At 68.5% G+C, this 853-nt stretch carries 1 protein-coding gene; it reads left to right on the forward strand.

The features are described 5' to 3' along the window. Nucleotides 1-19: 19 nt before the first annotated feature. On the forward strand, nucleotides 20-853 hold an 834-nt coding region (locus RIFP1SYM_RS16130; RefSeq protein WP_240992160.1), incomplete at its 3' end, for a fibronectin type III domain-containing protein.

The following is an 853-nucleotide window of genomic DNA, read 5'->3' on the forward strand; positions in this document are numbered from 1 at the left end:
CGGCACCGGCAGCGCCAGCGTGACGATCAGCGTCAGTGATGTGCCCGACACCGAGGCGCCCGGGACCCCCACCGGCCTCAGCGCCAGCGCGAACGGTCCCGCCACCATCAATCTGAGCTGGTCGGCAGCGACCGACAACGTCGGCGTCACCGGCTATCGGATCTTCCGCGACGAGACCGAGATCGCCACCGCAACCACCACCAGCTACAGTGATAGCGGCCTCGATCCCGAGACGACCTACAGCTACAGCGTGACCGCCTACGATGCGGCGGGCAACGAGAGTGCGCCCGGCGAGGCTGCCGAGGCGACCACCGGCGCACTGCCGGTGCTGACCAGCCTCAGCCTGAACCCGAGCAGCGCCGCGCTCAGCGTCGGCACCAGCCAGCAGTTCAGTGCCAGCGGCCTCGACCAGTACGGCAACGCCATCGCCACCAGCCCGGTGTGGAGCGTCAGCGGCGGCGGGACCATCGACCAGACCGGCCGGTTCACCGCCAGCAGCGCCGGTGGCCCGTTCACCGTCCTGGCCGATGACGGTGGCATCAGCGCCAGCGCGACGGTCACCATCACGCAAAACACCACCCTGATCGAGACCGGCTTCGACAGCGACTCGGACGGCTTCAGCTATGTCGACGACGCCTATCGCGGCACCAGCGCCCCGGGCTTCGCCGACGGCAGCCACCAGCCCGCTGGCGGTTTTAGCGGCGGCGGTCTCGAAGTGGTGCTGGGCGGCATCAACGGCGACGACATCTTTGGCATGTCCGGCGGTTGGCAGCGTGACTTTGAACTCGGCGGCCTCAGCGAGGTCACCCTCAGCTTCCGCTACAACCTGACCCAGAGCCCGTTCTACGAAGAC

Origin of the sequence: endosymbiont of Riftia pachyptila (vent Ph05) (assembly GCF_000224455.1) — a bacterium.
Classification (GTDB): Bacteria; Pseudomonadota; Gammaproteobacteria; order Chromatiales; family Chromatiaceae; genus Endoriftia; species Endoriftia persephonae.